The organism is Mariniphaga anaerophila (genome assembly GCF_900129025.1).
In the GTDB taxonomy this organism is placed as follows: domain Bacteria; phylum Bacteroidota; class Bacteroidia; order Bacteroidales; family Prolixibacteraceae; genus Mariniphaga; species Mariniphaga anaerophila.
Genome location: NZ_FQUM01000005.1, coordinates 38073 through 62426 on the forward strand (window position 1 = coordinate 38073; position 24354 = coordinate 62426).

The 24354-nt window shown below is 42.3% G+C and carries 18 protein-coding genes and 1 tRNA gene; 11 read left to right on the forward strand and 8 right to left on the reverse strand.

Annotation, left to right across the window (positions count from 1 at the left end):
- Positions 1 to 16: 16 nt before the first annotated feature.
- Entirely contained in the window at positions 17 to 1435 is a 1419-nt protein-coding gene (gene ahcY / locus BUB08_RS11155) for an adenosylhomocysteinase (protein ID WP_073001800.1), read from the forward strand.
- Positions 1436 to 1489: 54 nt separating this feature from the next.
- Here the strand turns inward: ahcY and BUB08_RS11160 are convergent, their stop codons facing one another.
- Complete coding sequence (locus BUB08_RS11160; RefSeq protein ID WP_073001802.1) at positions 1490 to 1924, reverse strand: Rieske (2Fe-2S) protein; 435 nt, start codon at positions 1922 to 1924, stop codon at positions 1490 to 1492.
- Positions 1925 to 1986: 62 nt separating this feature from the next.
- Between BUB08_RS11160 and BUB08_RS11165 the strand changes: the two genes are divergently transcribed.
- From BUB08_RS11165 to BUB08_RS11200, 8 genes are all read left to right on the forward strand, one after another.
- A complete protein-coding gene (locus BUB08_RS11165) occupies positions 1987 to 2373 on the forward strand; it encodes a hypothetical protein (RefSeq protein ID WP_073001804.1) in 387 nt (128 codons plus the stop codon).
- A 150-nt stretch (positions 2374 to 2523) separates the two neighbouring features.
- Entirely contained in the window at positions 2524 to 2997 is a 474-nt protein-coding gene (gene greA, locus BUB08_RS11170) for a transcription elongation factor GreA (RefSeq protein ID WP_073001806.1), read from the forward strand.
- Positions 2998 to 3005: 8 nt separating this feature from the next.
- Positions 3006 to 3398 (forward strand): HIT family protein, encoded by a 393-nt coding sequence (locus BUB08_RS11175; protein ID WP_073001808.1) that lies wholly within the window; start codon positions 3006 to 3008, stop codon positions 3396 to 3398.
- Between the two features lie 153 nt (positions 3399 to 3551).
- The gene (dnaE, locus tag BUB08_RS11180; RefSeq protein ID WP_073001810.1) at positions 3552 to 7202 is read left to right on the forward strand and encodes a DNA polymerase III subunit alpha; all 3651 of its coding nucleotides are present in this window, start codon (positions 3552 to 3554) and stop codon (positions 7200 to 7202) included.
- Positions 7203 to 7247: 45 nt separating this feature from the next.
- Positions 7248 to 7565, forward strand: coding sequence for a thioredoxin (trxA, locus tag BUB08_RS11185; RefSeq protein WP_073001812.1), 318 nt, complete (start codon positions 7248 to 7250; stop codon positions 7563 to 7565).
- A 78-nt stretch (positions 7566 to 7643) separates the two neighbouring features.
- Positions 7644 to 8573 (forward strand): DUF58 domain-containing protein, encoded by a 930-nt coding sequence (locus BUB08_RS11190; protein ID WP_073001814.1) that lies wholly within the window; start codon positions 7644 to 7646, stop codon positions 8571 to 8573.
- Between the two features lie 111 nt (positions 8574 to 8684).
- Positions 8685 to 8761, forward strand: a tRNA-Asn gene (locus BUB08_RS11195).
- A gap of 229 nt (positions 8762 to 8990) precedes the next feature.
- A complete protein-coding gene (locus BUB08_RS11200; RefSeq protein WP_073001816.1) occupies positions 8991 to 10886 on the forward strand; it encodes a CocE/NonD family hydrolase in 1896 nt (631 codons plus the stop codon).
- 417 nt (positions 10887 to 11303) lie between these two features.
- On the opposite strand, the gene BUB08_RS11205 is transcribed toward BUB08_RS11200, so the two are convergent.
- Complete coding sequence (locus BUB08_RS11205) at positions 11304 to 12968, reverse strand: AMP-binding protein (RefSeq protein ID WP_073001818.1); 1665 nt, start codon at positions 12966 to 12968, stop codon at positions 11304 to 11306.
- A gap of 183 nt (positions 12969 to 13151) precedes the next feature.
- Here BUB08_RS11205 and BUB08_RS11210 point away from each other — a divergent pair, with 183 nt between their 5' ends.
- Together BUB08_RS11210 and BUB08_RS11215 are read left to right on the forward strand one after the other, a co-directional pair.
- Entirely contained in the window at positions 13152 to 13820 is a 669-nt protein-coding gene (locus tag BUB08_RS11210; RefSeq protein ID WP_073001820.1) for an HD domain-containing protein, read from the forward strand.
- A gap of 24 nt (positions 13821 to 13844) precedes the next feature.
- Positions 13845 to 14234, forward strand: a complete 390-nt coding sequence (locus BUB08_RS11215) for a VOC family protein (protein ID WP_073001822.1) — start codon at positions 13845 to 13847, stop codon at positions 14232 to 14234.
- 77 nt (positions 14235 to 14311) lie between these two features.
- Here the strand turns inward: BUB08_RS11215 and BUB08_RS11220 are convergent, their stop codons facing one another.
- The 6 genes from BUB08_RS11220 to BUB08_RS11245 all read right to left on the reverse strand — a co-directional run bounded on the left by BUB08_RS11220 (position 14312) and on the right by BUB08_RS11245 (position 24325).
- Positions 14312 to 15580 (reverse strand): family 10 glycosylhydrolase, encoded by a 1269-nt coding sequence (locus BUB08_RS11220; RefSeq protein WP_217651605.1) that lies wholly within the window; start codon positions 15578 to 15580, stop codon positions 14312 to 14314.
- 130 nt (positions 15581 to 15710) lie between these two features.
- A complete protein-coding gene (locus BUB08_RS11225) occupies positions 15711 to 17132 on the reverse strand; it encodes a DUF5018 domain-containing protein (RefSeq protein WP_139249681.1) in 1422 nt (473 codons plus the stop codon).
- A 38-nt stretch (positions 17133 to 17170) separates the two neighbouring features.
- Positions 17171 to 18796 carry a RagB/SusD family nutrient uptake outer membrane protein gene (locus BUB08_RS11230; RefSeq protein ID WP_073002255.1) on the reverse strand — a complete coding sequence of 542 codons (1626 nt, stop codon included), beginning with the start codon at positions 18794 to 18796 and terminating at the stop codon, positions 17171 to 17173.
- Positions 18797 to 18841: 45 nt separating this feature from the next.
- Positions 18842 to 22288, reverse strand: a complete 3447-nt coding sequence (locus tag BUB08_RS11235; protein ID WP_139249682.1) for a TonB-dependent receptor — start codon at positions 22286 to 22288, stop codon at positions 18842 to 18844.
- A gap of 151 nt (positions 22289 to 22439) precedes the next feature.
- Positions 22440 to 23456 carry a FecR family protein gene (locus BUB08_RS11240; protein ID WP_073001826.1) on the reverse strand — a complete coding sequence of 339 codons (1017 nt, stop codon included), beginning with the start codon at positions 23454 to 23456 and terminating at the stop codon, positions 22440 to 22442.
- Positions 23457 to 23734: 278 nt separating this feature from the next.
- Positions 23735 to 24325, reverse strand: a complete 591-nt coding sequence (locus BUB08_RS11245; RefSeq protein ID WP_083570723.1) for an RNA polymerase sigma factor — start codon at positions 24323 to 24325, stop codon at positions 23735 to 23737.
- Positions 24326 to 24354 lie beyond the last annotated feature (29 nt).

Here is a 24354-nt window from a genome sequence, read left to right on the forward strand (position 1 = left end):
AAAAGAATTAAAACAGATGAGCATAGCTGTAAATGAAAAACTAGAATACAAAGTTGCCGACATTAAACTGGCAGATTTCGGCAGGAAAGAAATTGAGATTGCAGAAAAGGAAATGCCAGGGCTAATGTCAATTCGCAAAAAATTTGGACCCGAAAAACCGCTAAAAGGGGCAAGGGTAATGGGAAGCCTGCACATGACAATACAAACTGCAGTGCTGATTGAAACCCTTGTAGAACTGGGCGCGGAGGTTCGCTGGGCCAGTTGCAACATTTTTTCCACGCAGGATCATGCGGCCGCTGCAATTGCCGAAGCCGGAGTTCCCGTTTTTGCATGGAAAGGCGAAACACTCGAAGAGTACTGGTGGTGCACCGCACAGGCGCTTAACTTTGGCGACGGGAAAGGGCCGCACCTTATTGTTGACGACGGTGGTGACGCTACACTGATGATCCATCGGGGATACGACGCAGAAAACGACGCTGCAATTCTTGACCTCCCCGCAGAAGGAGAAGATGAAGACGAGTTAAACAAAGCACTGAAAAATATTCTGAAAGAAACTCCCACACGCTGGCACGATGCAGTAAAAGAACTAAAAGGAGCTTCAGAAGAAACAACAACCGGCGTCCATCGTCTGTACCAAATGAAAGACGAAGGGAAATTGCTTTTTCCGGCAATAAACGTCAACGACTCGGTTACCAAATCAAAATTCGACAACTTGTACGGATGCCGCGAATCGCTGGCTGACGGCATAAAACGTGCAACCGATGTGATGATTGCCGGCAAAGTTGTAGTAGTGGCAGGTTACGGCGACGTAGGGAAAGGCTGTGCAAAATCGATGCGTGGATATGGCGCAAGGGTTATTGTTACTGAAATTGACCCCATTTGCGCACTGCAGGCTTCTATGGAAGGATTCGAAGTAAAACCCATGGAAGATGCACTTGACGAAGGCAACATTTTTGTAACCACAACCGGAAACAGAGATGTAATTACTGCCGACCACATGTCTAAAATGAAAGACCAGGCCATTGTTTGCAACATAGGCCATTTCGATAATGAAATTCAGGTTGCCAAGCTGCATAAATGGAAGGGAATTAAAAAGCTCAACATAAAACCGCAGGTAGACAAGTTTACTTTTGAAGACGGACACAGCATCTTTTTGCTGGCTGAAGGCCGTTTGGTAAATCTGGGCTGCGCAACCGGACACCCGTCTTTTGTAATGAGCAATTCGTTTACCAACCAGTCGCTGGCACAAATTGATCTTTGGCAAAACGATTACGAAGTAGATGTGTACAGACTGCCAAAAAAACTTGACGAAGAAGTAGCCCGGCTTCATCTCGAACAACTGGGAGTAAAACTCACCACGCTTTCAGATGAACAGGCGCAATATCTTGGAGTACCAAAAGAAGGTCCGTATAAACCGGAACATTACAGGTACTAATCGAAGAAATTAAATACCATATAAAAACGGGGTCTTTTCCAAAAGGCTCCGTTTTTAGTTATATACCCTGAGGGTAAAACTATTCATTATAGAAACATGATACTGCTTTAGCGGCAATGTAGCCGGCGACTTTGTCGGATACGCGCCGCTTATCAATACAAACTCAGATTCACAACAAGGGCAGGTAGCCAGCACCCCGTCGTTTTTCACAATACAACTGCGGCCGGCTTCATAAGTACAGGTGGCATCAAACGCATACCACGACCCCGGCATTTCACAATAAACAATTACACCGCCGTAACCAACATTTGGGAAATAAACCGAATTTCCCGATACATTCAATTCATTCACGATATTCAGGTTAACCGTAAACGACACATAAACGTCAGGTATTGGCGAATCATTTATTTTATCGCAAGAAGGTGAAAAGAGTGCGAGAAAAAGGAAAAAGAGGAAATACTTCAAACATTTTAAAACCACCTGCTGCATTTTTCTTATTTTTACTACAAACTTAAAGGTAAATATTTTATTGCCTCAAAAGTGCAAAGAAAATGGATGATATTGTAGTTTTAATATTAACACTAATATTTATTGCCGCCGGAATATTTGGCCAGGCAAAAAAGAAAAGGGTGGCTCCACAACCCGAAGTAAAAAACGTGCCCGAGCAGGACGATTTTTGGGAGATGCTCGATGACGAATGGAAAAAAACGAAACAGGCAGATATAAACACACCTCAAAAACCGAATTCTGAAGATTTAAAAAAGAATTTGAGGAAGGAATATCAGTTCAACGCAAAAACAGAAGGAGAAAGAATTGCACAAAAAATGCCTGTGGAGAAAATCAAAACGAACGAAAAATTGAGTGCAGTTAAAAGCGGTCGGTTTTCGTTGAGAGACGCTGTGGTGTACAGCGAAATCCTCAATCGGAAATACACCTAGCAACTCTTAAATAGTTCATTTTTAATAATCTTTATTAAAGTTGTTTTTAATATCAGGGAAATTATATACTTTTGCCAAAAGGAAGAGTTCCGGAAATCCGGAATTCTTTCTCTTTTTATATAGCTCAAAGTAAATGAGGAGGAAATTAATATGTCACAAGTTACATACTTAACAAAAGAAGGATTAGAAAAGATAAAAAAAGATCTGGAAAGACTTATCAATATTGAACGTCCTGCAATTTCAAAACAGATTGGAGAAGCCATTGAAAAAGGCGATATCTCTGAAAATGCAGAATACGATGCTGCTAAAGACGCCCAGGGAATGCTGGAGGCAAAAATTGCCGGGCTGCAGTCAAAAATCGCCAGTGCGCGCATTTTAGACGAGTCGAGAATTGACACCTCGCAGGTGCAGATTTTGAATAAAGTAAAAATCAAAAACAAAAAAAACAATGCCACCATGCAGTACACAATTGTACCCGAAGGTGAAGCAAACCTGAAAGAAGGAAAAATTTCGGCAACCACGCCTATAGCAAAAGGGCTAATGGGCAAAAAAGTTGGCGATGTAGTTGAAATAACAGTACCATCCGGCCTGATTCCGTTTGAAATTGTTGAAATCTCAATCTAATTAACACCATGGCAAGCATTTTTTCGAAAATAGTAAATGGAGAAATCCCGGCCTACAAAGTGGCTGAAGATGATAACTACCTGGCATTTCTGGATATTTCTCCGGTTGCCAAAGGACACACACTGGTGATTCCCAAAAAAGAAGTGGATTATCTTTTCGACCTCGACGACGATTTGTACACCGGACTTCAGCTGTTTGCGAAAAAAGTAGCAGTCGGGCTAAAAAAAGCAATCCCCTGCATTAAAGTCGGTGTGCTGGTTTTAGGACTTGAAGTACCGCATGCACACATTCACTTAATTCCCATGCAAAGCGAAGCCGACGTACTCAATTTTTCGAACAAACTAAGTTTAAGCCGGGAAGATTTTGAAGAAATAAGGGATAAAATTTCCAAAGAAATATAACAGTTTAATAAACTGATCGTTACTGAAAAACCTGGCAAAAACGCCGGGTTTTTTTATTTCAGTTTTTATTAACAACGCCCATTCGCCCCTTCAAAATATTTAACTTTATGCAACTTTTTAAAAGTTGTTTCATTTGACAAAACACGAAAAAAAATGATTCCGTTTACACATCTGCACGTACACTCCCAATATTCGATTCTTGACGGTGCAGCAAGCGTTGGCGACCTGGTAGCGAAAGCAAAAAAAGACGGCATGTCTGCAGTTGCATTAACCGACCACGGTATGATGTATGGCATTAAAGAATTTCATGTTGCATGCAACAAAGCCGAAATAAAACCTATTTTAGGTTGCGAAACCTACGTTGCAGAACGCAGTCTACACGATAAATCCGATGTAGTTGACCGCTACGGGCACCACCTGATTCTGCTGGCAAAAAATAGAACCGGCTACATAAACCTGATCAAGCTGATTTCGACGGCCAGCACCGAAGGTTTTTACTACAAACCCCGTATCGACAAAAAAATTCTTAAAGAACACAGCGAAGGGCTCATTGTTTCGTCGGCATGTCTTGGAGGAGAAATAGCTCAGTGCATCATGAAAAACAAGATAAAAGAAGCCGAAGATGCGTTGCTATGGTACAAAGGCATTTTTGGCGACGATTATTATCTGGAACTGATGCGCCACCCGGCCGAAGAGGCAGCACAGCGCGAGAATGTTTACGACAACCAGGTACTTGTAAATAAAAAGCTGATTGAGCTGGCAAAAAAACACAACGTGAAATTAATTGCCACCAACGATGTGCACTTTACAAATGCCGAAGATGCCGATGCACACGATCTGCTCATTTGTCTGAATACCGGAAAAGATGTAGACGACCCAACCAGGATGCGTTACACCAAACAAGAATGGTTTAAAACGCAAAAGGAGATGAACGAGCTGTTTGCCGACATCCCGGAGGCCATTGCAAACACTGCCGAAGTGGTAGATAAAGTAGAAAACTTCAAACTAAATGCAGATCCCATTATGCCGTTCTTCACCATTCCTGAAGAATTTGGCACAATGGAAGAATACCGGGAAAAGTTTCCCGAAGACAAACTACTAAAGGAGTTCGGGGAAAAAGCTTTCAACAGGTTAGGCGGTTACGAAAAAGTATTGCGGGTAAAGCTGGAAGCCTCTTTTTTGGGACACTTAACAATGGACGGAGCAAAAGAAAGATACGGGGATCCGATTCCGGAAGATGTGGCAACCCGGCTCGAATTTGAGCTGGACACCATTAAACTAATGGGATATCCCGGATACTTCCTTATTGTTCAGGATTTTATAAACGCCTCCCGCGAAATGGGAGTACTGGTTGGCCCGGGGCGTGGTTCTGCCGCAGGTGCAGCAGTTTCTTATTGCACCGGAATTACAAACATCGACCCCATAAAATACGATTTACTTTTCGAACGTTTTCTGAACCCTGACCGTATTTCGCTGCCTGATGTGGATATCGACTTTGATGATGACGGTAGGCAACAGGCGCTGGAATACGTAACAAAAAAATACGGTCGAGATAAGGTAGCCCACATTTGCACATTCGGAACCATGGCTACTAAACTGGCAATCAGAGATGTGGCGCGGGTTTTGAAACTCCCGTTGCCCGAAGCCGACCGTTTGGCAAAACTTGTTCCGGAAGCGCCAAAAATGACCTTCGAAAAAGCGTTTAAAGAAAGTCCGGATCTTAAAAAGGAAAGAACTTCAGACAACCCGCTAATCGCACAAACCCTCAAGTTTGCAGAAACGCTCGAAGGCTCGGTGCGGCAAACCGGGGTTCACGCCTGTGGTATTCTGATTAGCCGTGACACGCTGACCGACCACATCCCGTTGATGCCAACCAAAGACGAAGCCGTTCTGCCTACTACACAGTACGACGGACGATTTGTAGAAGACATCGGCCTGTTAAAGATGGACTTTCTCGGGTTAAAAACGCTTTCGATTATAAAAGAAGCACTCGACAACATAAAAATTTCAAAAGGAATTGATGTCGACGTCAACAATATTCCGCTGGACGATCCAAAAACATTTGAGCTGTTCAGCCGCGGAGAAACCACTGCTATATTCCAGTTTGAATCGGAAGGAATGAAAAAGCACCTGCGCGACCTGAAGCCTAACCGTTTTGAGGACCTGGTTGCGATGAACGCGCTTTACAGGCCGGGCCCAATGGAATATATTCCGTTGTACATTGCCCGTAAGCACGGCAGGCAAAAAGTGGAATACGACGTACCAATGATGGAAAAGTACCTTAGCGAAACGTACGGTATTACAGTGTTTCAGGAACAGGTGATGTTACTTTCCAGATTGCTGGCCAATTTTACCCGAGGCGATTCAGATACGCTAAGGAAGGCGATGGGTAAGAAAATGACCGCCCTCATGGACAAGCTCAAATTAAAATTTGTGGAAGGTTGCAAAGCCAACTTCAAATTTATGGACGAATGTAAACTGGTTGGCAAAAAACCCGACGATGTAATCGATAAAATCTGGAAAGACTGGGAAGCGTTTGCGTCTTACGCATTCAATAAATCACACTCGGTATGCTACGCTTACATTGCATACCAAACCGGTTATCTTAAAGCTCATTACCCGGGCGAATTTATGGCAGCCAACCTTAGCCGAAACCTCAGCAACATTACTGACATTACCAAGCTGATGACAGAATGCGCGAGCATGAAGCTGAATGTGTTGGGGCCGGATGTAAACGAAAGTTTTTCAAAGTTTACTGCCAATAAAAACGGGAACATTCGTTTTGGAATGGCAGCAATTAAGGGAGTTGGAGCAGGCGCTTCAAAAGACATTATAAAAGCCAGGGAAGAACACGGACCATTTAAATCTGTTTACGACTTCGTAGAAAAAGTAAATCTTCAATCGGTTAACAAAAAAAACCTGGAAGCACTGGCAATGGCAGGTGCTTTCGACAATCTGGGCGAGTTAAAACGAAGCTGTTTTTTTGCAGGCGAACATGAAAACGACAGCACAACTTTCATCGAAAAATTAATTAAGTACGGAAATAAAATTCAGATTGAGAGCCAAAGCATGCAACAAAGCCTGTTTGGAGATCTTGGCGGCAGTGTTGACATAAAAAAGCCCACAGTTCCGGATATCGAAGAATGGGCAAAAATTATTCTTCTTGAAAAGGAAAAAAGCCTCATCGGAATTTACCTCACGGCTCATCCGCTTGACGACTACAAAGTTGAAATTCAAAACTTCTGTTCGCGTGACGTTTCGCTCAAAGATTTGAAAAATGACATCGAAAAGTACAAGGATCGCGATTTGACTTTTGGCGGAATGGTTACTGCCTCCCGCGAAGGAACGTCTAAAAACGGAAAACCTTTCAGCACACTAACGCTTTCGGATTACACCGATTCCATGGAATTTTTCTTTTTCGGGCAGGACTACGTCAACTTCGCCAAATACTGCAAAACAGGATTGTTTATTCTCGTAAAAGGCACTGTAAGACGGCGTTTCAACAACAGCGACACGTTCGAATTTAAAGCGTCGCAGATTGAATTGCTTTCCGAAGCAAGAAAGAACTACGTAAAAAGCCTCACGGTAAACATTCCGTTAGATAAACTCAGCAAATCGGTAATTGAAGAAATCGAAAATCTTGCAAAGAACAATAAAGGGCAGGCATTGTTAAAATTCAATGTTTATGATCCTGAAAGCAACATGTTCATTCATTTGTTTTCGCGAAATACAAGGATTGAGTTAACCAACGGGTTTCTGGATTATTTTGAAGAAACGCCGGGATTAGGTTATAGAATTAATTAGCTAATTTTGTAAATTGAAATATTAACATTAATAAAAAACAGAACTATGGCAATAGAGATTACCGACGCTAATTTTGAAGAATTGGTTGTAAATGCAGACAAACCAGTTATGATTGACTTTTGGGCAGTTTGGTGTGGCCCATGCCGCATGATAGCTCCCATTGTGGAAGAAATGTCTCAGGAATACGAAGGCAAAGCTATAATTGGAAAGGTTGATGTGGACTCCAACCCGGGAGTTGCTACAAAATACGGCATTCGCAACATCCCTACCGTTCTTTTCGTTAAGAATGGCGAAGTAGTAGACAAACAAGTAGGCGCTGCACCCAAGCAGTCATTTGCCTCTAAACTGGATGCCCTCCTGTAAAAAATTTTTACCATCATATAATTATGAGGCGGCTTCAAGCAGTTTGGTGCCGCCTCAGGTATTTTAGACCAACCGGTTTTGAAAAACATTTTCGACATAGAACAGTTTCACCAGTTCGACAACCTGGGGTTAGTTGCGCAAGAGGTGGTTGAAGGATTTATCACCGGGTTACACCGAAGCCCGTTTCATGGCTTTTCCGTAGAATTTGCAGAACACCGGCAATACAATCAGGGGGAATCGACTAAACACATCGACTGGAAACTGTTTGCCCGCACCGATAAGTTGTTTGTGAAACAATACGAAGAAGAAACCAACTTGCGCTGCCAACTGGTAATCGACACTTCGTCGTCTATGCTTTTCCCCTATTTTAAAGGGAAAAAACATCTGGAGAACAAACTTGCATTTTCGGTTTACACAGCCGCCGCACTTATGTACCTGTTACGAAAACAGCGCGATGCCGTGGGGCTGACTCTTTTTTCAGACGAAATAGAATTCCACACCTCTCCCCGACTCTCATCGGTTAATGCCGAACTGATGCTTGGCAAGCTTTCGGAATTAATTAAACCGGAGAATGCACACCTGCGAAAGAACACGAATACAACAGACGTACTTCATCAGATAGCCGAGAACATTCACAAACGCTCGCTCGTGATTATTTTTAGTGACATGATTGACAGCCAGAAAACAGAAGAACTATTTGCTGCCCTCCAGCACTTGCGTTACAACAAACACGAGGTACTGCTTTTTCATGTAACCGATCACAAGCAGGAAAGGGAATTTCAGTTTAGTAACAGACCGCATAAGTTTGTTGATCTGGAAAGCGGTCAGGTGGTAAAGTTTAATCCCTGGGAAGTTAAAAATCATTACGTCTCTACCGTTAAATCTTATTTCAACGATTTGAAAGTAAAATGCGGCCAATACCAGATAGACCTTGCTGAAGCCGACATTAACAAAGATTTTAAAGACGTACTGCTGGCCTACCTGGTAAAAAGGGAAAGGTTATTTTAACAATGAACCACGGAAAACAATAAATCTTTTGAAAATATTTTTTCTTTTCGGAAAAGCTATTATTTTTGCATCGCTTTTGAAGGACAAGCGTTCTAATAACAAGAAATAAATTCCCTAGTAGCTCAGTTGGTTAGAGCGGCGGACTGTTAATCCGTAGGTCGTAGGTTCAAGTCCTACCTGGGGAGCCAAAAGGATAAGAGGTCATTTTCGACCTCTTTTTTTGTGCCCGGATTTTAGAAAAAACGGCTGCACGTAAAAACAACCGTGTTGTTTCACTCAACCTGAAATTCCATAAAATACTGATTATCTAAACTATATTTTTAAAACCAAAAGTATTAATGAAACTGCCAGAAAATCGAGCCGCACTACACATTAAACATCTGGTGCTTTAAAAACGTTTTCAAAAAAATTTCACCTATGACTAAAAAAACTCTTTTTTTCGTTGCTTCCCTTATTATTGCATTGTTTTGCCGGGGCCAGGTTCCTCAAAAAATTAACGAGTACAACGTTGATTCAATCAAAAAAAATTACACCCGCACAGAAATAATGATTCCCATGAGAGATGGAGTGAAACTTTTCACCTCTATATACTCACCAAACGATAATTTCACCAAATACCCGATAATAATTGTGAGAACTCCTTACGGAAGCGAATCTCATGCAGAAGAATGGAAAGGTATAAACTCGAAACTAAACTGGACTTCCCTGTTTGAAGAAAAGTATATTCTGGTTTTTCAGGATGTCAGGGGAACTTATATGAGTGAAGGCGATTTCATGGATATCAGGCCCTTTAATCCGGATAAAACAGGAAACGATACAGACGAAAACAGTGATGCTTTTGACACCATTGACTGGCTGATTAAAAACATCAATAACAATAGCGGGAAAGTCGGGATGATGGGCGTTTCGTATCCGGGATTCTACTCAACCCTTTCTTTACCAAATGCACATCCCGCACTAAAAGCAGTTTCTCCGCAGGCACCGGTTACCGACTGGTTTATTGGAGACGACTGGCACCAGAACGGAGCTTTTCTTTTGATGCCGGCATTCGGTTTTTTCTCGTCGTTTGGACAACCCAGGACACAACAAACAAGAACATCTCCAACGCGCTTCAATTATAACTCTGAAGACAATTACAATTTCTTTTTGAATATTGGCCCGGTAAAAAATGTAACGACCCAATATTTTGGCGACACAATTAAATTCTGGAATAATCTGATGAATCATTCAGATTATGATGTTTTCTGGCAGGGAAGAAACCCGACCAAATATTTAACCGACATTAAGCCTGCTGTATTAGTTGCAGGCGGCTGGTATGATGCTGAAGATTTATACGGAACACTGGCTGTTTATAATGCCATAGAACGTCAAAACCCTAAAAACAAAAACCGGTTAATAATGGGTCCCTGGTCGCACGGGCAATGGAGCAGATCCGGAGGTGGAGACTGGCTTGGCAATATTTACTGGGGAAGCAAAACTACCGATCTCTTTGTCGAACAGCAGCTATTATTTTTTAACTACTACCTAAAAGGAAAAGGTTCGATGAATTCGCCCGAAGCACTTGTTTTTATGTCGGGATCCAACGAATGGAAATCATTCGACAGCTGGCCTCCCAAAAATATTGAATCAGAATATTTGTATTTACAACCAAACGGAGAACTTAAATTCACCCCGCCGGCAGTGGATGAAAACTTTGATGAATACGTGAGCGACCCGGACAAACCGGTTCCTTATGCGGAGCATGTTCACATGGCAAAAACAAAAAATTACATGACTGACGACCAGCGTTTCGCAAGTCGCCGTCCCGACGTCATGGTTTATAAAACCGACGAACTCACAGAAGATGTCAGCATTACAGGCCCGATTAACGTCAGCTTTTTTGTTAGTACTTCGGGCACCGACGCAGATTTTGTGGTAAAACTAATTGATGTATTTCCGGAGCAAATAAAAGACTTTCCGGCAGAAAGTAAAAATCGAAAAACCTCCTCTCCTCTCGGTGGATACCAAATGCTGGTACGAGGGAGTGTTTTACGAGGCAAATACAGAAACAGCCTAGAAAACCCGGAACCATTTGTCCCGGGAAAAATCACAAGTGTCTCTTTCGACATGGCAGACATTGCCCACAAGTTTAAAAAAGGGCATCGAATAATGATTCAGGTGCAGAATTCGTGGTTTCCTTTAGTGGATCGGAATCCTCAAAAATTCGTCAACATTTACAAATGCAGCGAAGAAGACTTCACAAAGGCCACACAACGCATATATCACGACACAGAAAGACCGTCGCACATTTCAATTCGCGTACTGAGGGAATAATTTTCTACAAGATCTGGGGAGCAGAGCCTTACGTCTCGTCTGACCTTTGAAACCTTTCCGTCTGACAAACAGACAGTAGCAAGAAATTTTCAAAAGCATTAAACAGGCTCTCCGCAACGGATACAGTTTCTGATTTTAACAGGATTTCAGTTTAATCAATAAGAACTAAATTCAGCATCGAAAAAAAGTGCTGTGAATGAAAGTTGAACGGAAAAATCAGCTTCTTTTTCCTCTGGAGAAATAACGAATAAAACACCGACATTATACGGCAAGATTGCTTCCTCCGAGCAATTCAGAGAGTTAGAAACACCCTTTGCCGGAGTACACAAAATACATTTGGAGTTTTCCCTTCGTTTAACCACAAAATGCAGTTCCGAAAACGGAGGGAAAACTCCAAATTATTTTACCGGCATCAAATTATGCGTACAAAAAGCGCTTGATCTTTTTTGTTGGAGTTTTTTCAAAAGGAGTAGGCTGCAATACAACCACCTGCAATCTAGAGAACTTATTTAGTTGCGCATTTACTTTTCGCTGAATTTCGGCTAGAATATCGTCCGATTTTTCAGAGATGTACTGGTGTGCTCCTTCCTTCAGATACTTAAAATGCTGCTCTACTTCATCCATATTCAGATGCACCATGGCCACCAGCTTTCCTTTTTTCTCTACCACCAGCGATTCCAGTACAAACCGCATTTTATTAATTACAGACTCAATTTCTTCGGGATAAATATTTTCGCCACTGGCACCAACAATCATAGTTTTTATTCTTCCTTTTATGTACAGGAAGTTTTCTTTATCGTACCAGCCTTTATCACCCGTCTTAAACCAGCCATCTTTAGTAAAAACTTCCTGGGTTAATTCTGGAGACTTATAATAACCGCGCATCACATTTTCCCCCTTTGCCTGAATTTCGCCTTCTCCGGTTTTCAAATCGGCATCGCCCAATCGAAGTTTCACGCCGTCCATAGCAAGGCCGGTAGAACCAATACGCACATTTTTACCAACAGCGCCGGCAAGCAACGGCGAAGTTTCTGTCAACCCGTAACCAATTGCATACGGGAACTTCCCTTCATACAGGAACTGTTCTACGGCAGAGTCAAGTTTTGCTCCGCCAATACCGAAAAAGCGCAACTCTCCGCCAAATGTCTGGTACAATTTTTTTGCAGCCACCCGGTGTAAAACTTTTCTGAACGGAGGCAAAGAGTAGAGTAACCGTGTTACCGGGCTCTTTTGAAATTTCGGTAGAATTTTAGACTTAAATACTTTTTCTATGATCAACGGCACAACCAGCATCATTGTTGGTTTAACCTTTTTTAATGCAGGCAATAATACCGAAGCAACAGGAGGTTTTCTCAGGTAGTGTACCGATGCGCCAAATTTCACAGGAAAAAGAAGACAGAGTGTGTTTTCGAGCGTATGCGAAAGTGGCAGCACCGAAAGAAAACGGTCGTTACCATCTATTTGCTGAAGCGTGAAACTTTTTTCGGCAGTCCATGTCAGGTTTTTGTGTGTTAACATCACACCTTTTGAAGTTCCTGTTGTTCCTGATGTATAGATTATTGAAGCCAGATCGCTTTCAACCACATGTGCCGGCTCTGTCTGAATTTCCGAATCAGAAAGAGAGCTATCCAGTTTAAGCACCTCGTTGGCCGGTGTGCCCGCTGGAATAACGGCAAAATTTTCAACCAAAATAATATGTTCGAGCATTTGGATAGCTTCTTCATCCAAATGTTGATATAACAATTTGGAAACGAACAGCACTTTTGATTCTGAATGTTTAAGAATAGTTTTCACCTCGTTAATGTGAAAATCAGGCAAGATTGGCACTGCAGTAGCTCCTGCCCACGAAATTGAAAAAAACGCCAGACCCCAGTTGGGCATGTTGGTGCTCAAAATGGCCACGTTATCGGCTTTTTTAATTCCTAGTTTTTTCAACAATGCTGCAATTTTCTTCACATCGTTGCCCATTTGCCGGTAGGTATAATCTGTTTCTCCGGCGTAAACTAATGATGTATTGTCAGCAAATTTCTTCACAGATTCCTGAAGAATGGAAGGGATAGTATACTTAACTTTATTTGTCATTTCTATCGTTTCTCATTAAAATCCAACCAATTAACAACAGCAGGTTGAATAATGTTCAGCCTGCAAAATTAGTAATTAACGCGGGAAATTCACGTTTTCCACCTCGTTTAAAGTATTTTTAACACCTCAACTTCAGAGATTAAATATATATTTTTCTGGCAGAAAACATTGATAAAAAACAAAATGGAGCAAAAAAAAACAATTTCAGAAACGAAAAAATATGTACGGCAAATACTGGAAAACGACGGTTCGGGGCATGATTGGTGGCACATTTTTCGGGTAAGAAACCTGGCTCTAAAAATCGCAAGCATGGAAGGAGGAGATCTGTTTTTGATTGAAATGGCTGCATTGCTTCACGATATTGATGACTGGAAAATTTCGGGCGGCACAAATACTGGTAACGCAAAAAGATGGCTGCAAGAAGTAAATGTATCGCCGGCAACAGCCACAAAAATTATCGAGATAATCGACCAGGTTTCTTTTAAAGGAGCAGGAGTGGACACCACCCCGACAATACCTGAAGCGAAAATTGTGCAGGACGCAGACCGGCTGGATGCCATTGGCGCCATCGGAATTGCGCGCACATTTGCTTACGGAGGAAATAAAGGAAGACTTATTTTCAACCCCGAAATTAAACCAGAAAAACATGATGACTTTGACCAATACAAGAAAAGCACCGGGCCAACCATCAATCATTTTTACGAAAAATTGCTGTTGCTAAAAGACAGGCTGAACACAAAAACGGCAAAAAGCATGGCTTTAAAACGACATCAGTTTATGGAACTTTTCCTGGATAAATTTTTTGGAGAATGGTACGAGAATGAGGAGACACAGAATCGTTTTTTATCGTAAATTTGATTTTTAATCACCAAGAATATGAAAATCGATCATCTTGCCATATGGACCTACAACCTTGAAAGACTGAGAAATTTCTACATGCGTTTTTTTGATGCTTCGTCAACCGATGTGTACTACAACCACTCAAAAGAATTCCGGTCCTACTTTTTGTTGTTTGACAGCGATTGCCGACTGGAAATTATGGAAATGCCGAATGTTGCCAAATCGAAAAACGACCCGCATAAGCACTACATCGGAGTAGCTCATTTTGCCATAAAAGTCGGCAGTAAAGCCGAAGTGGATAAACTGACAGAACGGATCAGGAGCGACGGGTTTACGGTTGCCTGCGAACCACGTACTACCGGCGATGGGTACTACGAAAGTGTTGTGCTCGATCCGGAGGGGAACCGGGTAGAAATTGTAGCCTAACTGCTTATCGAAAACAAAAATGCCAGGACTAACAACTGTCAATCCCGGCATTTTGCATAAACACTATCAATAACGAATTACTCGTTTTCGTACCTGTCAATTCCTTTTTTCAACTCGTCCCAAAGGTCGAATTCAATAACCTGAACAATATCAAAAACCACCAATCCTTCTGAATCTTTCAAACACAAATAGGCAGCTTCTTCCATTGTATCGTAGTTTAGGGCATAAATACTTCCGTACATTTTACATGCACCGTCGATAATTGTTTTCCCTTTTGACAAGGCATATTCAATCGACTCCGGATTATCCATTCCATAAACATCATTCAGGTAGGCGCCATTCATAAAAGCATCCAAATGCTCTGCAAAACCGGCATTTTTATACCCCGAAGATGCCCACGAAGTATAAATCATCGAGGGATCGTAACTTTTGCTTCCCCAGTTTTGTCCTTGCGGATAAAGGGCATGATGCCATGATGCAGCCCAGTACTGAAGTTCAATTTCAGGGTTTACTTTTTTTATGGTATTCTTTGCTCTTTCAATAAAATCGTGAATAACCATTGCACGAAATTCGAACCATTTTTTGGCATGTTTTCCCAAAATACGCGAGGTGCCTTCCCACCTGAAAATATCTGACGGGAAATTCGCAACTTCCTCTCCAATGTATTTCTCGAATGCCACTTTTGAAGCTTCTGAAAAATCGCTCTCTATTCCCGAGTAGCGGCAATAATCCAAAACATACCCGTCAACATCGTAATTTTCAACAATTTCTTTTACAAAACTCAGCGCGTATTCCTGCGATTCGGGCAGCAGCGGATTTAAAAACACAGCTACTTTAGATGGGTCGTCTTTTATATCAATCATTCCGTTTGGCGTGTATTCAATGGAAGTCAACCCATCAAATTTATCAGACCTAAACGCAGGCCCCTCTTTGGTTGACGGGCGCCCTACAGGAAAAATTGTGGTAGACACCGTAACTTTCATATCCCGTTTTTTTGCCTCATCAATAAAAAACTGAAGGTAATCCCAGTCCCGTTCAATTTTGGTGTTTCCAACCTTGGTCAGCGGTTGCATGAGGGTAGTTTTAGAGTAAAGCACATCGCCGTAAATCGGACGCACATCAACTACTACTGTGTTAAACCCGGCTGCTTTTGTTTTATCGAGATAATAAACGATGCTGTCCTGACTGCCAAATCTCTTAAAATTGGCTTCCGCGTCAAACCACATAATTTTGGGTTTTTCCACCTTCTGTTTGTCTTCTTTATTTTCTACTTTTTCATTTTTATCCGCACAGGAAAAAAGCAGGAAAATACCGGCAAAAAGGCACATCAATTTCGTTCTGTTCATTTTATTCATTTAAATTTTATCCGGAATAAAAGTTTTTTCTGAAAAGCTTTTAACCCGGAAATTCTGATTACAAAAAAAGAGGCAAAGCAAGTGTTAAAAATCCTGCTTCACCTCTGCTAAAAGCTCTTTTCTATTTACTTGAAGTTCCGATATTGGTTAACTCGTAAGCGAATACTCCGGTATTCATTCCCAATACATAAACAAGTGCGGTTTTCCCGTCGTCCTGTACCTGTACTGCAATGTCTCCGGCATCGCCTGCGCTTAAAAACACAGCGTCTTCCACCAGCGGATTCAGTTTTGCATATTTTTCTGCGTCTGCTTTTCCGGCACCAATTAATGCAGGATCGTCCAGGCAGAAAATCAACAGCCTGAAATTGCCGGGCCAGCTGGCGGTGGTAAGTGCCAGGTATTTTGAATGGTTGAATTCGAAGTAAGTGGCGTTTCCAATAATTTTATTGAAAAAGTTGGAGTTGGCGGGGTCGGTTACAAACGGTGTGGTTCCGGCTTTTCCCGAATATGCAATTTTAGGAGGGAATCCCAACATGGCAGCTACATAAGGAGTGCGTCCTGTTTTTGACATGGCGACTGCCTTTCCGCTCCAGACTGTTCCAATTCCTGTGTTGAACACCTCAATTTCTTCAGACGGAACACCTCCACTTACCGAAATTCGTACTGCTCTGTCGTCGGCACTTCCCCGTCCGTCGATGTCGAGCATTATTTGGGCATCTCCACTGGTTGACCCCCAAATTGAAGCTTTCAGCCCAATTCCATGATTTCCGGTAGCCGGAATTTTGGATGTTGGCAGTTCGTAATATATTTCCGGCGCTTCTGCGAGGCCGTTGATCCAACGGTAAATTTTAAGCGTTGGAGTAGTTGATGCAGAAAAACTAACAAAAGTGGTAGCTAACAGCACCCCGTCTTCGTCGGCAAATATTTCGTAAAAGCTTTCGCCTTCGGGCATCGGAATTGTTTTTTCGATTTTTTCGCCGGTCAGTTTATTGTAAACCAAAAGTGGTCCGTCCAGAGCATTTACAATAAGCTCGTCGCCAACAACTGCACACGCACGTTGTTTCCCGCTGGTCCAGCCGCCCAACTCATCTTTAGTGAGTTCAAACAGTTTTTCGTATCGCCCAAATCCTCTTTCCAGTTCGGCAAAAGGAACCTGATATATTTTTAAAACCAACGCGCATTCAGCAGTTGTTTTTCCGTCTGGTGCCACAATCGAAACATCAACTGGTTCGGTAAGGTCTTTTACTCCTGTTACTGAAGGAATCAGTTTTGCGCCACTTGGAAGAGCTGCCGAAATTTGCCAGTCGGTAAAAGTGGGCGCTTCCTGATCCGGGTAATAAGTAACATCAAAATACACAGTATCTTTATTTTCGGAGTAAACTCCCTGGTAAATCTGGCCGCGGCCCGATAAACTTCCGTAGTCGAACTTTTGTATTTGAATGGAAGCAAACTCCGCTTTGTTGCTGTACAGAACTTCCTCTTCCTGACAAGAAAACAGAAAGGCCAGCAAAACAATTAAATATGAGATTCTTATATTCTTCATAGTTGTAATTTTTCTTTGAATTTTGAAAATCATTTTTATTACCACGGAAATGTTTGTTCGCAAAGCGAGTTATTCCTGATTTCGAGCTGAGGGATTGGTATTTTGTAATATTTTTCAGGGAAATAGCGGTCGTCGCTTTCTATTTCAGTAACCTGATAATCCCAGTTGCCTTCTTCGTTTTTAGTAATTTTTACTCCGTGTGCCCGCTTTCCGTTAATAATTTCTTCGGCGCGTTTCCATCTTCTGATATCCCAGTAGCGGTGGCCTTCAAAAGCCAGTTCGAGCATTCTTTCAGTTTCCAAATCACTCATAAAAATATCCAGCGAAGAGTTGCTTTGGCGTGGAGCAAGGTACCCGCCCCTGGTTCTTACCCGATTCAGGTATTCATAACCTTTGGCAATATCTCCGCTTTGAGCATGTGCCTCGGCAAGGTTCAGAAGCACTTCGGCAAAACGAAGTTCAACCCAATAAGTGTCACTTCCTTTGTCAACATCTTCGTTTCCTTCTTCCATGTATTTTTTCATAAAATATCCGGTAACGCAGCCGGTGTTGTTAGAACTGAAATCATATTCCATAAACCCGTCGGCACCGCCAACAAAAGTTTCAATTTTTCTGCCGTTCCAGTTAGCACCGTTATATAAAACAGACGCATAAAACCGTGGCTCTCTGTTGGCGTAAGGATTTTGGCTGTGTTCCGGGTTATTCCAGTCGAAGTTTTCGTATTTGCCGTCAACCTCTATTTGGTAGTGTTTTACCAGTTCTTCAGTCGGGCATGCCCAGCCACCCCGGTTGGCAAAGTCTCCGGTTGGTCCGAAATAACGATCGAAATAATGTACATAATCCGGTTTCTTAAACAATACGGGCAGAATAATTTCGCTGCTCGCTTTATTCTTGAAAATGTTGGCATATTGAGATTCCAGCGAGTAGCCCAGATCTTCCACCTTTTTCCCGGCCCAGATTACGTCATCGTAACGTTCAGCATATAATGCACAGCGTGTTAACAGGGCGTAAGCGGCTCCGGCGGTAATTCTTCCAAAATTTTCGCTGCTCCATTTGTGAGGCGCTAAAGTTTCGGCAACGTCTTTCAGTTCGTTAATTACAAAGTCCCATGATTCTTTTTCGCTTATCCGCGCTTTGTTGGCATCTTTGGCGTTATCCAGACCGCCGTCGGCTCCCGAGTTTTCGGTTCTGAGAATAATGCCGCCATGATTTCTGATTAGCTGATAATAAAGGAAAGCTCTCATAAAACGAACTTCGGCTTTTCTTACGGCAATAAAATCGGGGTCAAAATCTCCGGCCATTGTTTCCACGTCGTGCAAAAATTCGTTCTGCAGTTTAATCCGGTCGTAGTTTCCCCATTCGCTGAGTGCCCCGTTATTCGGAGTAATATAATTTTCCTGCAAAAGAACTTTATTCTGAAATGTATTTCCATCAATATTATTTACGCTGTATTTCAAAATATCGGACAAGCCGTCAGACATTTGCAGCGAGTGTATTTCCGCATTATCTCGCAGAGCTGCATAAAAGCCTTTTACGTACATATCCAATGCTTTTTCGTTCTCCCAAACAACACCGTTGGAATAGCGGTCGCCAGGCTCCACTTCCAAATCGCTGCAGGAAGTTACAATTAGCAATATGCTCAGGAAAAAAACTATTTTTTTCATCGTCATAAACTTTAATTTTTTAGATATCATACTTTCAGTTATGGGTTAAAAAGTAACATTTACACCAATGTCAAATGTTTTTTGCTGCGGGTAGTAACCGTTGGTATTGCTTGGCATTTCCGGATCCATAAAATCCAGATGATCCCAGGTAAGCAGGTTGGTTCCCGAAACATAAACCCTTAGTCTTTCCATATTCATTGTTGAAGCTATTCGTTTTGGAACAGTGTATCCGAGCGTCAGCTGTTTCAAACGCAGGTACGAACCGTCAACAACCCACCAGTCGCTGGTCCAGCCGTTGTTTCCGTTCCATGCTTCACCCAGCCTGGGGTATCTGGCGTTGGTATTTTCCGGCGTCCATGAATTTTCTACCAGGTAGTAAGGAGAGTTTCCTCCACCATAAAATGCACGGGCAAATTCGGTCTGATCCATAACTCCGTTGGGGTACAACCCAGAAATTATTACATCGCAAATGGCAGCGCCCTGAAGCTGAAAGCTGGCATCAAATCCTTTCCATTGCAAATCTCCCGAAAGAGAATAAACCATTTCAGGAATAGACGAGCGGGCAATGCGTTTCTGGTCGTAGTAATCGATTTTACCGTCTCCGTTCAAATCCTCATACATAAGGTCGCCAAGGCGCTGAACACCACCCGGGCCGGTCGGACGATTAATCAACTGTTCTTCGGTTTGATACAAACCGGTTGCATGAAATCCGTAAATTCCGCCAATTGGTTGTCCTATAATATTTTGCCACGATGGAATATTAGCCTGCTGTGTTCTTTCCAGCACTTTATTGCGCGCCCATGAAACATTTCCTGAAAGGTTGTAGTGCAACTTTCCAATACTATTCTGATGCCCCAACAACAGCTCCATCCCTTTTGCTGCTACCGCTCCGGAGTTTTCAATGGTTTGGAAATTATTTGCAATTGATGGCGGATAAAGTCCTCCGACTTCCTGAAGAATGTCGTGGGTGTATTTATAGAAAGCATCAAATTCGAAAGAGAGCAGTCCCTTCCAGGCAACAAAATCGACACCACCGTTTACGGTACGTGTTTTTTCCCAGGTTAAATTGTAACTGGGAACCGAGTTTGTTGAGTACAAAACGTACTGCGGACTAACTGTTTCGCCAAATGCGTATGCCGGTGTATCTGTTAAATTAAAAAACCTTTTATACAGGAAAGCGTCGATATTGTCGCGCCCCAGTTCTCCGGCAGATGCCCTGATTTTTAACCGGTCTACGTTAGGAAATGCGTCTTTAAAAAAGTTTTCTTCTGAAAGAACCCATCCCAAAGAAACAGACGGGAAAAATCCCCAACGATAGTCTTCATGAAATTTGTATGAACCATCGTACCTGCCGGCAAATTCAAAAAGGTATTTATCGGCAAAACCATAATTCAAACGGGTTACATACCCTGCAACCTGGGTTTCGGAGCTTTCTCCCCGAATTGAGTTAGGAACATCTTCCTGCGCAAACGAAAGTTCAGGAATAGCATTCAGTAAAAACCTCCTGCGTTGCGCCTGAAAACTTGAGCCGTTGCCTTCGTTGTATTCATACAAAAACAGAGCGCCAAAATTATGGTTGCCAAACTTTTTGTTGTACTCAACTGACGGACGGGTTAAAAGCCTGCTTCCGTTTGATGCCGACTGGAACAGCGATGAATATTCAGATGTTCCGTAGGCGCGGCTTACTACATATTTACCGGTTGCCGGTGTGTATTTTGCAACATTATAAGTGTCAAGAAAATTGCGTTGTTCATGAAAATCCTGGTCGTAGGCAAAAAAGAATTTAACGTTTAACCCTTCTACAAACGGAACAGAATACTGAATTGATGCAGAACTTTCAAAAATGTACCGGTCAATTTTATTGAACCCGCTTTGGGTAGCTGCGGCAACAGCATTAAAAGTAGCGGCTCCGTCGCCGGTGGCAGTAGGCAGCCCGTTGTATTCGCGGGGAATAACCGGCAACGCACGGATAGCCTGGGTAATCGGGCTGAATTCGTTATTTGGCGCAATGGAAAATCCCGGGTTAATTGTATTCTCCTTTCTTCCGGAAACATTCAATGCAAGTTTAATATCTTTGGTAATATCCATATCGATATTAGACCGCAGGTTGTATCGTTTGTATTCAGTGTTGGGAATAATACCCGACTGATCCCACACACCGCCGGCAACATAGTATTGTACTTTTTCATTTCCTCCGGTAGCAGAAATATTGTGTCTCCAGGTTCCGCCGTAGTCTTTAAACAAAGAACCAAGCCAGTCTGTGTTTCCCAGAACGCCGTCGGGGTCGCCGTTGGCTATTTTTTCAATATCCGATTCATCAAAATATCCGGTTTCCCCATCCAGTTCCCTGGCTTTATTGTGCCAATAAGCATAATCAACACCATTTAAAAACTTAGGAAAACGGGTGTTGGTCGAAAAAGAAAATGATCCGTCGTACGAGATGGTTGCCTTTTTGTTGGCAGATCCTCTTTTTGTAGTAATCAAAACAACACCATGCGCAGCACGCACTCCATAAACAGCAGCAGCGGCAGCATCTTTTAGTATTGAAACACTTTTAATGTCATTTGGGTCGATGGTATTAAAGTTCCTTTCCACGCCATCCACCAGAATCAGCGGAGAAGAATCGTTGAAAGTTCCGAAACCACGAATAATAATGGTAGACTGGTCGCTGCCCGGCTGCCCCGAAGTTTGCCTTGAAATTAACCCCGGAAGTTTTCCGGTTAACATGCTACTTACATTTGCTTTAGGCGCTTTCATCAGTTCTTCTGACGAAATCTGAGCCACAGAACCTGTAACATGCGCTTTTTTCTGAATGCCGTATCCTACCACAACAACTTCGTCTACACCAATGGATTCTTCTTCCATTACAACGTTGATATTGGTTTTTCCATCAACAGTAATTTCCTGCGTTTTCATTCCCACAAACGAAAACACCAAAGTTGTTTGAGAAGGAATGTTAACGAGTGAATAATCTCCTTCTGCATTGGTGACAGTTCCGTGGGTTGTGCCTTTAATGGCTACGGTAACGCCCGGGAGCGGCTGGCCAGAGGCATCAGTAATTTTCCCTGTTATCGTGTTTTGCTGAACGCCGGATTCGGAACTGCTGCCGGTACTTTCCTGCGGATTATTGTTGCGGGTAAGTACAATCAACGACTGGTTTGCAAAATCATAACTTACAGGCTGCCCTCTGAAAATCTCTTTCAGAATTTGCTCAACGGTAGCTTCGCGGGCAGTAACAGTAACTTTGCGTTCTACATCAACCTGTTCGCGCAGAAAAAAGAAACGGAAATCGCTTTGTTCTTCAATTTGCCGCAATACTTCCACAACCTGTTTGTTTTCCGCTTTAAACGAAAACCTGGTGGACTGCGAGTAAACACTGGCTGACACCTGCATTAGAGAAAGGAACAGAATAAAGACTGTCAATTTCATGGTTAAAACTATTTTTTTTGCTTTTCCGCAACGCGAAAAAGGCGTAACACAGAATTTTTTCATACTTTTAATTGTTTTGATTAATAGCTTGCTGGTGGCTTGCCCACCATTTTCTTCGAAACAATCCGGGCCGCTCGGTGTTACAGCACCTTTCGGCCTGCTTTTTTAGGTGATTTATTAGCTGGATCAGACTAAATTTCACCGGTTCATCATTTCATTTTCCCTCTTTTTTTGAAGTTTCACTCGTTGTTATTTCAATGGTCTGTCCAACTACTTTATAGTCAATGGCAATCATCTTTTTCAGAATATCCATCAACTCAATAAGGCTTTCGCCCTGAAACGCAGCATCGCAATGGTAATTCAGAACGCTGTCGTCCTTAATCACGAATTCAACGCCATATTTTCGTTCCAGCAACACAATCAGCTCTTTTAGCGGCATGTTTACCAAAATCAGCTTATTGTCTTTCCAGGCAGTAAACCATTTCGGATTTACCTGCTGTATTTCGGGCTTGCCTGAACCGCCCGACAAGGCCAGTTGCTGACCGGGATTCAGAACAAAATCGCGGTTAATCTGACTGTTTTTATCTGAGGAGATAACCACTTCTCCTTCTTCAAGAGTTGTGGTAACCCTGTTCTCGCTTTTATAGGCTTTCACGTTAAATTTCGTTCCGGTAACCTGCACATTGTACAGGGGAGTGTGTACCACAAAAGGCCGTTTTTTATCCCGCTCCACCTGAAACCAGGCCTCGCCGTCAAGAAAAACTTCGCGTGGATTTCTTTTGCTGTTTACACTGTATTTTATGTCGGAGCCCGAATTCAGAAAAATAGTGGTGCCATCGGGCAGTTCCAATTCAGAAACCGATCCCAGGGGAGAATGTGCCGTGTAAAAAACCGGCGCTTCTCTGGTAACGCGGGAAGTAACAAAAACGCCCAGCAATAACCCGATAACAAGTGCAGCAGCAATACGCATTCCCATATTCAGATAGCGAATTTTCGCTTTTTTCTGTCGTTCCTGTTTTTTTATAGTAGTCCAGATATTGGCAAATATTTTTTTCAGGTTTGGCGAAGATGCCTCTGAAGCGTTCCATCCTTCCAGCTCTTTTACCAGTTCATCTTTCAGCGCATACTCTATCTCCGGCTGGTGAAAAAGCGACAACATCTCCTGCCTGCTTTCTATTCCGGCATTTTCGGTGTTCCCTCTTTTCAGAATATTTTTAATCTGATTCTCCATTTTCTTTTTTGGTTGTTAGTAATACGAATAGGTTATCGGATATACTCACCCGATTTTTCATTTTGATAGTTATCGGTCGTAAATATTATTGGCATTCTCCTCTTTTAACCTCAAAAAGGCTCTAGCACAAAGCGGAAACAATACATTCTGGTCATCCGGAATAAGCTCATTCAGATGAGCGAAAAAACTTCATTTTCCCGCTAAACAAGTTGTCAAAAAGTTGTTCTATGGTTTAAGATGATTCCGACCGGACCGGCCATTTATTACAACGCCAAACATCATCCGCACCAGAGGTACAGAAAAAGCATTGCAAATAAAGAATCGGCTTTAAAATGTTTTTTAAGAAAAGTGGTTGCCCGGTACAATTGGTTCTCCGCAGTTCGTTTAGAAATATTTAGTTTCGAAGCAATTTCTTCATTGGACAGCCCTTCCTCCCTACTCAGCCTGAAAACCCGTTGTCGCTCCGGAGGCATTTGTTTAATCAGCGTTTCAAGATTATCAGACATCTCGTCGAAAATAACCTGATGCCAGGTATTATCGGATTGTTTTTCAAAATTTGCCCGGGAAAAATCCCTGAATGCATTCTCAACATTTTTACGCCGGATAAAATCATAAATGGAATTTACCGCAACTTTAAAAATGAACGCTTTAATGTTCTTTGATTTATCCAGCGACTCACGCTTTTCCCAAATCTTCAGAAAAACATCCTGCACCAGTTCTTCTGCATCCTGTTCGTTTTTTAAGTACGAAAGCGAAAACTGGTAAATGCGACCGGCATACCTTTCAAATATTTCCTGAAATGCCTCTTTTACGCCTGCGTTAATCAGGTATGTCAATTCAGTATCCGATGTATTTTTTAGGTTGGCCAATGAAGTTTATTTTTCTTTTTGAAGCACAA